General features: G+C 42.7%; 13 protein-coding genes and 1 riboswitch. All 13 genes read left to right on the top strand.

Going from position 1 to position 14,187, the window contains the following annotated elements; translation table 11 throughout:
* Positions 1–4 precede the first annotated feature (4 nt).
* Positions 5–112, top strand: a riboswitch (SAM riboswitch).
* 127 nt (positions 113–239) lie between these two features.
* The 13 genes from KR50_RS15565 to KR50_RS15510 all read left to right on the top strand — a co-directional run bounded on the left by KR50_RS15565 (position 240) and on the right by KR50_RS15510 (position 14,109).
* Positions 240–1,265, top strand: a complete 1,026-nt coding sequence (locus tag KR50_RS15565) for a methionine ABC transporter ATP-binding protein (protein WP_041060782.1) — start codon at positions 240–242, stop codon at positions 1,263–1,265.
* Positions 1,258–1,926: a methionine ABC transporter permease gene (locus KR50_RS15560; protein WP_041060779.1), complete on the top strand. Its 669-nt coding sequence runs from the start codon at positions 1,258–1,260 to the stop codon at positions 1,924–1,926. Before KR50_RS15565 ends, KR50_RS15560 begins: the two co-directional genes overlap by 8 nt.
* 25 nt (positions 1,927–1,951) lie before the next feature.
* Positions 1,952–2,803: a MetQ/NlpA family ABC transporter substrate-binding protein gene (locus tag KR50_RS15555; protein WP_041060777.1), complete on the top strand. Its 852-nt coding sequence runs from the start codon at positions 1,952–1,954 to the stop codon at positions 2,801–2,803.
* A 1,829-nt stretch (positions 2,804–4,632) separates the two neighbouring features.
* Positions 4,633–4,995 carry a carboxymuconolactone decarboxylase family protein gene (locus KR50_RS15550; RefSeq protein WP_052477158.1) on the top strand — a complete coding sequence of 121 codons (363 nt, stop codon included), beginning with the start codon at positions 4,633–4,635 and terminating at the stop codon, positions 4,993–4,995.
* Positions 4,996–5,125: 130 nt separating this feature from the next.
* Complete coding sequence (locus KR50_RS18660; RefSeq protein ID WP_198134269.1) at positions 5,126–5,284, top strand: hypothetical protein; 159 nt, start codon at positions 5,126–5,128, stop codon at positions 5,282–5,284.
* A gap of 182 nt (positions 5,285–5,466) precedes the next feature.
* Positions 5,467–6,249: a Fe-S cluster assembly ATPase SufC gene (gene sufC, locus KR50_RS15545; RefSeq protein WP_041060775.1), complete on the top strand. Its 783-nt coding sequence runs from the start codon at positions 5,467–5,469 to the stop codon at positions 6,247–6,249.
* A gap of 17 nt (positions 6,250–6,266) precedes the next feature.
* On the top strand, positions 6,267–7,574 hold the full coding sequence (sufD, locus tag KR50_RS15540) for a Fe-S cluster assembly protein SufD (RefSeq protein ID WP_041060773.1): 1,308 nt from the start codon (positions 6,267–6,269) through the stop codon (positions 7,572–7,574).
* Positions 7,574–8,803: a cysteine desulfurase gene (locus KR50_RS15535; protein ID WP_041060771.1), complete on the top strand. Its 1,230-nt coding sequence runs from the start codon at positions 7,574–7,576 to the stop codon at positions 8,801–8,803. The genes sufD and KR50_RS15535 overlap by 1 nt, the downstream gene beginning before the upstream one ends.
* Positions 8,793–9,230 carry a Fe-S cluster assembly sulfur transfer protein SufU gene (gene sufU / locus KR50_RS15530; protein WP_041060770.1) on the top strand — a complete coding sequence of 146 codons (438 nt, stop codon included), beginning with the start codon at positions 8,793–8,795 and terminating at the stop codon, positions 9,228–9,230. Before KR50_RS15535 ends, sufU begins: the two co-directional genes overlap by 11 nt.
* Before the next feature lie 96 nt (positions 9,231–9,326).
* Positions 9,327–10,724, top strand: a complete 1,398-nt coding sequence (gene sufB / locus KR50_RS15525; RefSeq protein WP_041060768.1) for a Fe-S cluster assembly protein SufB — start codon at positions 9,327–9,329, stop codon at positions 10,722–10,724.
* Between the two features lie 244 nt (positions 10,725–10,968).
* The gene (locus KR50_RS15520; protein WP_041060766.1) at positions 10,969–11,817 is read left to right on the top strand and encodes a DUF72 domain-containing protein; all 849 of its coding nucleotides are present in this window, start codon (positions 10,969–10,971) and stop codon (positions 11,815–11,817) included.
* Between the two features lie 77 nt (positions 11,818–11,894).
* A complete protein-coding gene (locus KR50_RS15515) occupies positions 11,895–12,719 on the top strand; it encodes a sulfite exporter TauE/SafE family protein (RefSeq protein ID WP_041060764.1) in 825 nt (274 codons plus the stop codon).
* Between the two features lie 22 nt (positions 12,720–12,741).
* Positions 12,742–14,109: a bifunctional metallophosphatase/5'-nucleotidase gene (locus KR50_RS15510; protein ID WP_041060762.1), complete on the top strand. Its 1,368-nt coding sequence runs from the start codon at positions 12,742–12,744 to the stop codon at positions 14,107–14,109.
* The last annotated feature ends 78 nt before the right edge of the window (positions 14,110–14,187 follow it).

Here is a 14,187-nt window from a genome sequence, read left to right as displayed (position 1 = left end):
AACACTCTTATATAGAGCGGTGGAGGGATGTGCCCGATGAAACCCGGCAACCAGCAGTCAAACGTGACTGGAAAGGTGCCAATTCACACAGGTTAAACCTGGGATATGAGAGAAGGGACATTAATTTTTTGCGCCTTTCTGCTCTTATTGCAGAAGGGCGTTTTTGTTTTACCTGATGACATAATCAGTCAAAGCTTAGTTAGTGCATCAGGATGCTAAAAAAGAAAGAGGGTGATGGCGTGATTACCATCTCAAATGTTAAAAAGTTATTTAATACAAAAAGCGGGACGTTAACAGCTGTAGATGACGTAAACCTTCAAATAAATGAAGGAGAGATTTTCGGCGTTATCGGGTACAGCGGAGCAGGAAAAAGCACTTTAATCCGCATGCTGAACGGACTCGAGTCGCCAACATCAGGAATGGTCGATGTTAACGGCAAGGTCATCTCGAATAGTAAGGGCAGCGACCTGCGAAGAGCACGCCAAAAAATCAGCATGATCTTTCAACATTTTAATTTATTATGGTCGAGAACGGTCCGGGAGAATATTTCGTTTCCACTTGAAATAGCCGGAGTAGGAAAGAGAGAACGTGATAAACGCGTCGATGAATTAATCGAGCTGGTCGGCCTGGATGGCCGCGGGGATGCGTACCCGTCTCAACTGAGCGGCGGGCAAAAGCAGAGAGTAGGAATTGCCCGCGCACTCGCAAATGAGCCGGAAGTGCTTTTATGTGATGAGGCAACCTCCGCACTCGATCCCCAGACGACCGATGCCATTTTGGAATTACTGGTGGATATCAACAAGCGAATGGGGCTAACCATCGTCTTGATTACACATGAAATGCATGTCATTCGGAAAATTTGTCACCGGGTTGCTGTGATGGAAGAAGGCCGTGTAGTTGAACTCGGAGATGTACTTGACGTTTTCAAGCAGCCGAAAGAATCAATCACAAAGCGCTTTGTACAGCAGGTGACAGAGCCTGAAGAAACAAAAGAAACAATTGAGCAGCTTGTAAGAGAATTTAAGGCCGGCAAAGTAATCAAGCTGACATTTGTCGGAGAATCTGCTGAGCAGCCAGTCATCACCAGTCTTATTCGTTCGTTTGACCTGCAAGTCAATATTTTGCAGGGGAAAATCTCACAGACACGAAACGGGGCTTACGGTTCATTGTTTATTCATGTCAATGGCTCGGCTTCTGAAGTAAACAAAGCAGTAGATTTTCTTCATTCCGCAAAAGTTGGAGTGGAGGTGATCACATATGATTGAACAAATATTTCCAAATGTAGAATGGCCTAATATGTGGGAGGCTACCTACGAAACCATTTATATGACTGTGATCTCAGTTATCTTTACGTTTATCATCGGTCTTTTACTCGGTTTACTGCTTTTTCTGACTTCTAAAAATAATATTTGGGAAAATCGGGCTGTTTACCTGATCACAAGCATCATCGTAAATGTATTCAGGTCCATCCCGTTTATTATTTTAATTGTTCTCCTCATCCCGTTTACCCGGGCTATGCTTGGCACGATCAGGGGAGCAGATGCGGCATTGCCCGCCTTAATTATCGGGGCAGCTCCATTTTATGCCAGAATGGTTGAAATCGCACTCCGTGAAATCGATAAAGGAGTCATTGAAGCTGCGCGGTCAATGGGAGCAAGGGTTTCAACAATTATAAGCAAAGTACTGATTAGAGAATCGCTGCCTGCACTTGTCTCAGGTATTACAGTAACCGCCATTGCACTTGTTGGGTATACAGCCATGGCTGGTGTAATTGGAGCAGGCGGACTAGGAAACCTGGCTTTCCTTGAAGGATTTCAGCGCAGCCGTGATGATGTAACACTAGCAGCAACCATAATTATTTTAGTTATCGTATTTGTCATTCAATTTCTAGGTGATTTCTTCACACGGAAATTGGATAAAAGATAAATGATAAAAAAGGGAGAGAATGTAGATGAAAAAGTGGCTAACAGGAACATTTGCAGCAACTAGTATTTTTGCTTTAACAGCATGCGGGTCAGATAATTCAGCAGGTGAAATTGAAGAAAGTGAAGACGGCGAACCAGTTGAACTGATCGTTGGAGCTTCAAATATTCCACACGCGGAAATTTTAGAACAGGCAAAGCCGATTCTTGAAGAAGAAGGGGTAGATCTTGTCATTGAAACTTACCAGGACTATGTTCTACCGAATCAAGATTTAGATGCAGGTGAAATTCATGCGAACTATTTCCAGCATGTACCTTATCTTGAGTCGCAGAATGCAGATGAGGAGCTTGGGTATGATTTAGCGAACGCAGGCGGAGTTCACATCGAACCAATCGGTGTTTATTCTCAAAAATATGACTCGCTAGACGAATTGCCAGATGGCGCTGAAATTATTATGAGTAACTCTGTTGCGGACCATGGACGGATTTTAACGATGCTTGAAGCAGAAGGCCTGATTAAGCTTGACCCTGAAGTAGATAAAACAGTCGCTGAAATCTCAGATGTTCAGGATAACCCGAAAAATCTTGAATTTGTAGCAGATGTAGAAGCATCCCTTCTAGTTCAGCTATATGAAAACGACGAAGGCGACGCTGTTCTAATCAACTCAAATTATGCAATTGATGCCGGACTAAATCCTATTGAAGATTCAATTGCACGTGAAGATGAAGATTCTCCTTACGTAAACGTAATAGCTGTTAACAGCGGAGACGAAGAAAATGAAGCCATTCAAAAACTTGTAGAAGTTCTAACTTCAGAAGAAATCCAGGACTTTATTCTTGAAGAATGGGAAGGTTCTGTTGTTCCTGTAAGTGGAGAATAACAATAGAATGTGTGGTCAGTCTTGCCTAACGTGGAATTGTAGAGGTGCTAAATAGGCTTGATCATAAGAACTCATATCAAACATAAAAAGGCTGGGACAAAAAATGTCTCAGCCTTTTTGAACGGTTCGCTGCGCTTCAGGCGGACGCTTTCCGCAGGGACGGCGCTGAGCCTTCCAGGGCGATGCCCTGTAAAGTCTCAGCTTGCCGTCATATCCTGCTGGAGTCGCCACCTTCCGCTCCGCTCTCCTCATACTATTAAAAAATATTACCTCATTCGTTAAACTTTTTTCAGAATTGTCCCAGCCTCTTTTTATATGTAGATAGTTGGTAAGATTAAGACAGCTTCCAGCACGTCACTTAGAATGAGATTTTGCACTCATCTTGAGACATTGTTTATAATTTATTCTCTAGATCATTAATTCTTTTTTCAAGTTCTTTTACACTGTTACTAGTAATCGTACTAGTTGTAAAAGCAACAATACCGAATGTGAATCCCGTCATTCCAAAAACAAAACCCAAAATTTCGAAAGTTCCCACATAATCACCCCTGTTTTCAAATTTAAAACAATATCTCTTCATTTATTCTTCATCAATAGCTATTCAAATTTTATATGTAAAAATTCATATGCTCAGGTTTCAGCCCCACTGAAGATTCTTCAGACATTTTCACACTATAGCTATTGTATCTCAATTAAGAAACCCAGACAGTCATAATTTAGTGATTAGTTGTTATGAAAAGTATCTGTAAAAATAGGATTTCACCTGCTTTTCAAGCGACTCTATATCACAGGCGTAAAAGGAAATAAATACTTTACAGTTGCGGTAAGTCAGTTCCCCTTTTAAAACACAAAGTTATAAAGAATAGGGTCATTGCAGTGGAAGGCGTCGACTCCAGCGGGACGAAGCGGGAAGGGTGAGACTGTGAAGATGCAAAGCATCGAACCGGCTCACCTCCCGCCCCGCGGAAAGCGTACGCCTGAAACGGAAATGCCCCGGTCTCCTTTAAAGTAGATTCCAGTTGCTTTTCAATTCACTCCATATCGCAGACGTGAAAGGTCTCAATACTTTATCTTTGAGCTATCTCAGTCCCCTATTTTTAAGCAAAAAGTTAAAAAGAATAGGGGCATTGCAGTGGAAGGCGTCGACTCCTGCGGGATGAAGCGGGAAGGGTGAGACCATGAAAATGCGACAGCATTGAAGGGGCTCACCTCCCGCCCCGCTAAAAAGCGCACGCCTGAAACGGAAATACCCCGGTCTCCTTTAAAGTAGATTCCAGATTTAAAACCCTCATACTCTTAAGAAGTTAATTGCAGTTGCTTTTCAATTCACTCCATATCCCAGACGTGAAAGGTCTCAATACTTTATCTTTGAGCTATCTCAGTCCCCTATTTTTAAGCAAAAGTTAAAAAGAATAGGGGCATTGCAGTGGAAGGCGTCACCTCCCGCCCCGCTAAAAAGCGTACGCCTGAAACGGAAATGCCCCGGTCTCCTTTAAAGTAGATTCCAGTTGCTTTTCAATTCACTCCATATCGCAGACGTGAAAGGTCTCAATACTTTATCTTTGAGCCATCTCAGTCCCCTATTTTTAAGCAAAAAGTTAAAAAGAATAGGGGCATTGCAGTGGAAGGCGTCGACTCCTGCGGGATAAAGCGGGAAGGGTGAGACCATGAAAATGCGGCAGCATTGAAGGGGCTCACCTCCCGCCCCGCGGAAAGCGTACGCCTGAAACGGAAATGCCCCGGTCTCTTTTGCCGATCTTATTAAAATAACGAATGATCAATCCAATCCTGCACATATTAAGTTTATTCTAATTAAAAGAGGTGGCAATATGGATCAACATATTCAGGATGAAGATGTATTTACATTAAAAGAAGCAATTGGAGAATTAAGCAATAAAATGCCTGCGATTATGAAAACATATCACTCCTTCACCGAAGAATGTTTTAAAGAAGGCGAACTTACTCAAAAGGAGAAGCAACTTATAGCATTAGGCGTAAGCCTGGCAACTCAGGATGAATATTGTGTTCATTATCATGTCACCGGCTGCATTGACCACGGACTTACGCCTTCTCAGATCCGTGAAGTTACAGCAGTAAGTGCAGCGGTTCAGGCAGGCGCTGTCATGTCACAAGGAGCTACTGAAGTGGAGTGGACATTAAATTTATTTGAAGAAGGACAAATGCAGCAATAAAAAATACAAATAATTGGTTTATTTATATTGAAGCCGGGTAAATATGCTGTGTACATGAACATAAGCCACGGAAAAAACCGAAAAGGAATGATTCATTATCCATAAGATTAATATGGAGTACACAGGCGAAATGGAAAAAGCAATGCAAAGCTCTCATGGAGTAGGTTACGAAACCTACATGACACAACATGAGGTTCGCATGGAAGTTGAAATGAAAAGAGAAGAAGACTACAAAAAGAGTCAAGAATTGATTGCAGAACTTGATAGTAAACTTCACAATCATCTATAATAGGTAGTAGAAAGAGTCAGTGTTCATTACACTGGCTTTTTTCTGCTTAAAGATAATCCATATCACAATCTGTCGGACAGTCGATAGGATTTGATTCTTATTTTAATTTGTTATAAGATTAGAATGAGAATAAAGTGAGAATGGATATTCCATAAAATTGCTCAAACGGAGGTAATAAAGCTATGGCTTCAACATTAATTATTAAAGATCTTCATGTTGAAATTGAAGGCAAGGAGATATTAAAAGGTGTAAACCTTGAACTTGATAGCGGTAAAATACATGTTATTATGGGGCCAAATGGTACGGGTAAGTCAACTCTTGCATCTGCCATCATGGGTCACCCTAAATTTGACATAACTAAAGGTGAAGTCCTTTTAAATGGAGAAAACGTGTTGGAAATGGAAGTAGATGAGCGTGCGCAAGCAGGACTATTCCTGGCGATGCAGTACCCGAGCGAAATTACAGGTGTTACAAACGCAGACTTCCTTCGTTCAGCAATCAATTCCCGTCGTGAAGAAGGACAGGAAATTTCTCTTATGAAATTCATTAAAGAGCTTGATAAAAACATGGAATTCCTAGAAATGGATTTAAACATGGCTCAGCGTTATTTAAACGAAGGATTTTCAGGCGGAGAAAAGAAACGAAATGAAATCCTTCAGCTGATGATGATCAAACCTGATTTCGGGATTCTTGATGAAATTGATTCAGGTCTTGATATCGATGCACTTAAAGTTGTTTCAAAAGGGATCAATCAAATGCGCGGAGAAGACTTTGGCTGCCTGATTATCACACATTATCAGCGTTTATTGAACTACATTACACCTGACGCAGTTCATGTAATGATGCAGGGACGCGTTGTAAAATCCGGCGGTCCTGAACTTGCACACCGTCTGGAAGCAGAAGGCTACGACTGGATTAAACAAGAACTTGGAATTGAAGACGAAACTGTAGGTCAAGAAGCGTAACCGATAGGAGGATTAAAATGACGACACAAATTAAATTACCGGTTGATCAGCAAACGGTAGAGGCTTTTTCGCAGCGTAACGGTGAACCGAATTGGCTGTCGTCCCTTCGATTGGATGCTCTTGCGAAAGCAGTTGATCTTCCATTACCGAAGCCGGACAAAACAAAAATTGCAAAGTGGAATTTTACTCAATTTGCAAATCACACTGTTGACAGCACAGCATATGGCTCATTAGAAGAGCTGCCAGAAAGCATTAAATCATTAATCGATGTAGAAAAGCAGGGGAATCTCTATATTCAGCGCAACAATACACCAGCGCTTCTGACTCTTTCTGAAGACCTTAAAGCACAGGGAGTTATTTTCACTGATATTTTAACAGCAGCGAAAGAACACCCTGAACTAGTAGAAAAATACTTTATGACAGACGCTGTAAAAGTGGATGAACACAAACTGACAGCATTGCATGCAGCTTTGGTTAACGGCGGGGCGTTTTTGTATGTACCGAAAAATGTTGAAATCGCTGAGCCGATTCAGGCTGTTTATGTACATGACCACCCAGGTGCTGCTTTATTCAATCACGTGCTAGTCGTAGCAGATGATAACAGCTCTGTGACATACGTGGAATCGTATCTGGCAACTGATGATGTAAAAGAATCTGTTGTCAATATCGTGTCAGAGGTTATTGCTAAACAAAATGCACGCGTTGTATATGGAGCGGTTGATAATTTATCAGCAGGCACCACAACATACGTGAACCGCCGGGGAATTGCAGGACGCGACTCCCGTATTGATTGGGCGCTTGGCATGATGAATGATGGAGATACCATCTCTGAAAACACGACTAAATTAATTGGCGACAATTCATTCGGCGATACGAAGATGGTTGTAGTCGGCCGTGGAAATCAAAAACAGAATTTCACAACGAACATTACTCACTGGGGTAAAAACTCAGAAGGATATATCTTGAAGCATGGCGTTATGAAGGATGCAGCTTCTTCCATCTTTAATGGCATCGGTAAAATTGAGCATGGTGCGACAAAAGCGAATGCTGAACAGGAATCTCGTGTGCTGATGCTGAGTGAAAAAGCACGCGGAGATGCCAACCCGATCCTATTGATCGACGAAGATGATGTAACAGCCGGTCACGCAGCTTCTGTTGGACGGGTCGACCCAATGCAGCTCTTTTATTTAATGAGCCGCGGGATCTCGCAGCATGAGGCAGAACGTCTTGTTATACATGGCTTCCTTGCACCTGTTGTATCAAAGCTTCCAATTGAGGGAGTCAGAAGACAGCTGAGCGAGGTAATTGAAAGGAAAGTTCAATAATGAATGTAAATGAGATTCGCAGACAGTTCCCAATTCTTGATCAAGAAGTTAATGGACATCCACTTGTTTATTTGGATAGCGCAGCGACTTCTCAAAAGCCGCTGTCTGTGATCCAAACATTAGATGAATACTACAGAGGGTACAATTCCAATGTACACCGTGGTGTTCATACATTAGGAACGAGAGCTACAGACCGGTATGAAGGCGCCCGTGAAAAGGTGAAGAAATTCATTAACGCCTCTTCTATGCAGGAAGTCATTTTCATGCGGGGTACCACTACTGCCATTAATACGATTGCGCAGGGGTATGGCCGTGAAAAGGTGGGTAAAGGCGATGAGATTGTTATCACCCACATGGAACATCACAGCAATATTATTCCCTGGCAGCAGCTGGCTAAAGCAACAGGTGCTGAGCTTAAATACGTTCCTTTACAGGAAGACGGAACACTGTCACTGGATGATGTTCGTGAAACTGTAACAAAGAATACGAAAATTGTTTCGATCATGATGGTTTCAAACGTGCTTGGCACGATGAACCCCATTAAAGAAATTACGAAAATCGCGCATGAAAATGGTGCGATTATGGTGGTGGACGGTGCTCAGGCAGCCCCTCATATGAAGGTGGATGTTCAGGATCTTGATTGTGATTTCTTTGCTTTTTCCGGACACAAAATGGGCGGGCCAACCGGCATTGGTGTTCTTTACGGCAAAAAGGATATCTTAAATAAGATGGAACCGATCGAATTTGGCGGTGAAATGATCGACTTTGTCGGCTTGCAGGAGTCGACATGGAAAGAACTGCCGTGGAAATTTGAAGGGGGCACACCGATTATTGCAGGCGCGATCGGCTTAGGTGCTGCAATTGATTTTCTTGAAGAGGTAGGCCTTGATGAAATTGAAAAGCACGAACACCATCTAGCAGCTTATGCGATGGATAAGATGTCACAGATTGAAGACATGACTATATACGGCCCGGCAGATCCAAAAGAGCGTGCAGGTCTTGTTACCTTTAATTTAGCGGATGTGCACCCTCATGATCTTGCCACAGTGCTTGATGCAGAAGGAATCGCCATCCGTGCAGGCCATCATTGTGCCCAGCCGCTGATGAAATGGCTTAATGTTTCATCTACAGCGCGTGCAAGCTTTTATCTGTACAACACAGAAGAGGACATTGATAAGCTTGTCGCTGGACTTGTGAAAACAAAGGAGTATTTTAGCGATGTCTTTTAATAACTTGGATACATTATATCGGCAAGTAATCATGGACCATTATAAAAACCCTCGCAACAAGGGTGCAATTGAAGATGGAAGTGTTACAATAGAGATGAACAATCCTACTTGCGGTGACCGTATACATTTAACACTTGATGTGGATAACGGAATCGTAAAACAAGCCAAGTTTGATGGCGAAGGGTGTTCAATTTCTATGGCTTCCGCTTCCATGATGACGCAGGCAGTCAAGGGTCAGCAAGTTGAAACAGCTCTGAAGATGTCAGGGATTTTTTCCGACATGATGCTCGGCAAGGAGTACGATGATTCGATCGATCTTGGCGACATTGAAGCATTGCAGGGAGTGGCGAAATTTCCGGCACGAATCAAATGTGCCACACTTGCCTGGAAAGCGATGGAAAAAGGAATTGACGAAAATCAATCTTAAAAGCTGTTTTTACGTACTAAATCAGTTTATGCTCGCTAAAAATGGGTTCTAAGGGAATCCGTAGCGTAGCAGGTAAGTAAAAAAGGAGGAATCACCATGGCGAAGAAAATGCCGGATGTGGGCGATTATAAATATGGCTTCCACGACGAAGATGTTTCCATTTTTCGCTCGAAGCGTGGATTAACAAAAGATATTGTTGTAGAAATTTCACGTATGAAGAGTGAGCCGCAATGGATGCTTGACTATCGTCTTAAAGCGCTTGAGCAGTTCTACAGCATGCCGATGCCACAATGGGGAGGCGACATGAGCGGGTTGAATTTCGATGAAATCACCTACTATGTTAAACCTTCTGAAAGAAGTGAACGCAGCTGGGATGAGGTACCGGAAGAAATCAAAAATACGTTTGATAAACTTGGTATTCCTGAGGCGGAGCAAAAGTATCTGGCAGGTGTATCTGCCCAGTATGAATCTGAAGTTGTTTACCATAATATGAAGCAAGAACTTACAGATATGGGAATCGTGTTTAAAGACACTGATTCTGCTCTCCGTGAAGACGAAGAGCTGTTTAAAGAACATTTTGGAACTGTTATCCCATCACGTGACAACAAGTTTTCTGCTCTTAACTCGGCAGTATGGTCAGGCGGATCTTTCATCTATGTGCCAAAAGGCGTAAAAGTAGATACTCCGCTTCAGGCTTATTTCCGAATTAACTCTGAAAACATGGGGCAGTTTGAGCGAACGCTTATCATTGCGGACGAAGGCTCAAGCGTTCACTATGTGGAAGGGTGTACAGCACCTGTTTACACAACCAACTCACTTCATAGTGCGGTTGTTGAAATCATTATTAAAAAAGATGCGTATTGCCGATATACAACGATTCAAAACTGGGCCAACAATGTATTCAACCTGGTAACGAAACGTGCGGTATGTGATGCAAACGCAACGATGGAATGGGTAGATGGCAACATCGGATCCAAACTGACAATGAAATACCCAGCGGTTATCCTTCGCGGTGAAGGCGCACGCGGTATGACCTTGTCAATCGCATTAGCGGGTAAAGGACAGCATCAGGATGCAGGAGCAAAAATGCATCACCTGGCACCTAATACCTCTTCTACGATTGTTTCGAAATCCATTTCAAAGCAAGGCGGTAAAGTTACGTATCGCGGAATCGTTCATTTTGGACGAAAAGCTCACGGAGCACGTTCAAATATCGAGTGCGATACACTGATCATGGATAATCAGTCCACTTCCGATACAATTCCTTACAATGAAATCTTAAACGATAATATTTCATTGGAGCATGAAGCAAAAGTATCAAAAGTATCTGAAGAGCAGCTGTTCTATCTAATGAGCCGCGGAATTTCTGAAGAAGAAGCAACAGAGATGATCGTAATGGGCTTCATCGAGCCATTTACAAAAGAGCTTCCAATGGAATATGCAGTTGAAATGAACCGTCTCATCAAGTTCGAGATGGAAGGTTCAATCGGTTAAGACAATAGTTTATTGCACACATCCTTTTTACAGGATGTGTGTTTTTCATTTCAACATCAGCTATCCACAGTCTTTCATTCACAAATTTCTCAAGCGCAAGCTGCATCCAAACCACTCATTTAAATAATACCGGACGAAACGAATAGATAAATGTTAAGTCTGCGTATAGTAAGAATAGGATGAGGTTATTCTTTTTTTTGTTATGGTACAATAAAAGAAAGCTTACATAGTAGCAGGTGATGTCATGATTTATGTTGGATTAACAGGTTGGGGCGATCATCCTGATGTGTATCAGGAAAGTTCCAGTGTTCGGGAAAAACTGAAGGATTATTCCGGCCATTTTCCCATTGTGGAGCTTGATGCTTCATTTTATGCAATCCAGCCTGAGCGTAATGTAGAGAAATGGATCAGGGAGACCCCTGATAATTTTGGGTTTGTTGTGAAAGCCTATCAGGGTATGACAGGGCATCAGCGCGGTGACATCCCTTTTGATTCCATTAAGGGTATGTTCGGTGCGTTTAAACAATCTGTTCTGCCATTCCAAAAGGCACAAAAGCTCGCAATGGTGCTCTTGCAGTTTCCTCCGTGGTTTGACTGCCGAAAAGAGAATGTAGATTATATCCGTTACTGCAAGGAGCAGCTCATTGATCTGCCTTTAGCGATTGAGTTCCGCAATCAAACTTGGTATGAGCCAGCATTTAAAGATCAAACAATCTCATTTTTAAAGGCAGAAAAATGGATTCACAGTGTTTGTGATGAACCACAGGCTGGTGAAGGATCCATTCCGATTGTACCTATCGTGACACATGAAGAAGCTGTACTCGTTCGGTTTCATGGACGCAATGTACATGGCTGGACCCGAAAAGGAAATGAAGATAATTGGCGTGAGGTACGCTATTTATATGATTATAATGAAAAAGAACTTATTGAGTGGACGACACGAATTCATTCACTGCATCAAAAGACGGGTGATGTTTACGTGCTTTTTAATAATAATTCAGGCGGGCATGCCGTAAAAAATGCAAAGCATTTTATGCGTTTAATGAATATAGAATATACAACTCTCGCCCCGCGACAGCTGGATTTATTTTAAGCGGCTTTTTTCATTTAATAGGATGGAAACTGCGGGCGGAGAACAACCTCAGATCAAGAAGCTGGAGATGAAATAGAATGGAATGGCTTTTATTACTTGGAATTGGTTTAGCAGCAGGCGCGCTCGGCTCCTTGATTGGACTGGGCGGCGGAGTTATTGTGGTACCTGCCCTTTTGTTTTTTGGTTCTTCATTAGGCTGGATTGCCGGTATTACGCCTCAGACAGCAGTAGGGATATCACTTGTCGTCATGATCTTCACAGGCCTTTCTTCTACACTTTCCTATTTAAAAAAGAATACGGTCGATATTAAAAGCGGTCTGTTGTTTTTTATAGGAAGCGGTCCAGGTACGATTCTTGGATCCTGGGTGAATCAGCGGCTTACACTGGATTCATTTCATTTATCTTTTGGATTTTTTATGATTTTTTTATCTTTCATTCTCATGGTGCGGAATAGAATAAAACCAATCAAACGTTTTAAAACCGCTTCATATCAGCGTCACTTCACCGATCCGCAGGGTGTGGAGTTTCAGTATGGATTCCCTCCATTCATTGGAGTATTGGCTGCTTTCGCAGTAGGGTTCGCTTCAGGTTTGTTTGGAATCGGCGGCGGTTCTGTTATGGTTCCGGTTATGATCATCGCTTTTTTATTTCCTCCTCATGTAGCGGTGGGCACCTCCATGCTGATGGTGTTTTTATCATCTCTTACAGGTTCTGCCTCTCATATAGCATTAGGAAATGTAAATTGGCTTTACGTTCTCGCATTGGCTCCTGGAGCATGGGTTGGTGCGAAACTGGGTGCCTGGCTGAATCACCGGCTGCGCTCGGACAAGCTTGTGTTAGTCCTTCGTTTCATTCTGATTTTAATTGGAATCCGTTCCATTGTGGAGGGGCTATTGGGATAGCAAAGAAGGAGGCGATTCTCCCGTGAAAGAAACCATCCATTTTTATCATACAAATGATCTTCACAGTCATTTTGAGAACTGGCCGAGGATCCGGGATCTCCTGATCGAAAGAAAGCAATTTCATCAGGATAAGGGTGAAGCTGTCTTTTTATTTGATATTGGCGATCATGCGGACCGCTGGCATCCACTGACAGAAGGGTCTAAGGGAAAAGAAAACATAAGGCTGTTGAATGAAGCAGGCTACGATGCTGTTACAATTGGAAATAATGAAGGGATTACGTTTTCCCATGAAGATTTGCATCATCTTTATGACGAAGCTCAATTTCCGGTTGTTCTGGCTAATCTTTTTACCAGTGAAGGAGAGCGCCCGCACTGGGTTTACCCGACGTATATTACCTCTACTGAAAAAGGAACAAAAATTGGCATTGTAGCTGTTACAGCAGAATATCCCGCGTTTTACGAAAGACTCGGCTGGCTTGTTACTCCTGCAAAAGATGAACTGAAGGCTCAGGTGCGGGTGCTGAAGCAGAAAGTGGACATTGTTATTTTTCTTTCCCATCTCGGCATCCGGGAAGATGAATGGGTAGCACAAGAATGTCCGGAAATAGACGTCATCATGGGAGGGCATACTCACCATACATTCCAACAGGGAAAGCTTCAAAATCAAACACTGCTTGCTGCTGCAGGAAAGCATGGTGCGTACACCGGGAAAGTGGAAATTGATTTCGATCATCAAACCAGCTCAGTCACTCGAAAAAGTGCTTCGCTTATCGAGACAAGCGGGCTTAAGGAGTCGCCTAAAGAAAAGCAGGAAATTCAAAGGTGGATGGACCGGGGAAAAGAGTTGCTGTCTACTGTGGAAACCTCTCTTAAAGATCCGCTCCCGCATCATCCGCTGGACCCTGATTCTGTTCTATCCTCTCTGCTTGCAGATGCATTGCTTGAGTGGTGTGAGGCAGATTGTTCCATTATAACAGGAGGACTTCTCCTGGATTCACTGTCAGCAGGACCGGTAACAGCATTTGATTTGCACCGGATTTTGCCCCATCCCATTAACCCTTGTGTTGTCGAGCTTGAAGGAAGTGAGCTGAAAGAGGTGTTGAGACAGGCGCAGAATCAGGATTGGCCGACAACAGTCGTAAAAGGTCTTGGTTTTCGGGGAAGCATTCTTGGAACCTTTATTTATAAAAATATCTTGTCTCATTCCTACACTTTTAAAATAGGCGGAGAAGTTATTCAACCGGATAAAGTGTACCGGGTGGCTACTGTTGATATGTTTACCTTTGGTTACTTTTTCCCTGAAATGCAAAGAGCAAAAAAAGAGTATTTTATGCCTGAATTTTTGCGTGATGTTTTAAAGCACAAGCTTAAAAATATGGGTGCAGGTTAACTTCTGCCAGTTCAGGTGTAAGGAAGTTCAGATTATAGGCAACTCGTCCACTTCTTCGCATACAATGAAGCGAAGGAG

The sequence above is a fragment of the Jeotgalibacillus campisalis genome (assembly GCF_000829515.1).
Classification (GTDB): Bacteria; Bacillota; Bacilli; order Bacillales; family Jeotgalibacillaceae; genus Jeotgalibacillus; species Jeotgalibacillus campisalis.
The sequence above is the reverse complement of the archived record's forward strand: the minus strand, read 5'-3'. Positions and strand labels throughout refer to the sequence as shown.

Coding starts and splice junctions, on each gene's coding strand:
- KR50_RS15560 (WP_041060779.1), top strand. CDS start 1,258: ATGATTGAACAAATATTTCCAAATGTAGAATGGCCTAATATGTGGGAG.
- KR50_RS15555 (WP_041060777.1), top strand. CDS start 1,952: ATGAAAAAGTGGCTAACAGGAACATTTGCAGCAACTAGTATTTTTGCT.
- KR50_RS15550 (WP_052477158.1), top strand. CDS start 4,633: ATGGATCAACATATTCAGGATGAAGATGTATTTACATTAAAAGAAGCA.
- KR50_RS18660 (WP_198134269.1), top strand. CDS start 5,126: ATGGAAAAAGCAATGCAAAGCTCTCATGGAGTAGGTTACGAAACCTAC.
- sufC (WP_041060775.1), top strand. CDS start 5,467: ATGGCTTCAACATTAATTATTAAAGATCTTCATGTTGAAATTGAAGGC.
- sufD (WP_041060773.1), top strand. CDS start 6,267: ATGACGACACAAATTAAATTACCGGTTGATCAGCAAACGGTAGAGGCT.
- KR50_RS15535 (WP_041060771.1), top strand. CDS start 7,574: ATGAATGTAAATGAGATTCGCAGACAGTTCCCAATTCTTGATCAAGAA.
- sufU (WP_041060770.1), top strand. CDS start 8,793: ATGTCTTTTAATAACTTGGATACATTATATCGGCAAGTAATCATGGAC.
- sufB (WP_041060768.1), top strand. CDS start 9,327: ATGGCGAAGAAAATGCCGGATGTGGGCGATTATAAATATGGCTTCCAC.
- KR50_RS15520 (WP_041060766.1), top strand. CDS start 10,969: ATGATTTATGTTGGATTAACAGGTTGGGGCGATCATCCTGATGTGTAT.
- KR50_RS15515 (WP_041060764.1), top strand. CDS start 11,895: ATGGAATGGCTTTTATTACTTGGAATTGGTTTAGCAGCAGGCGCGCTC.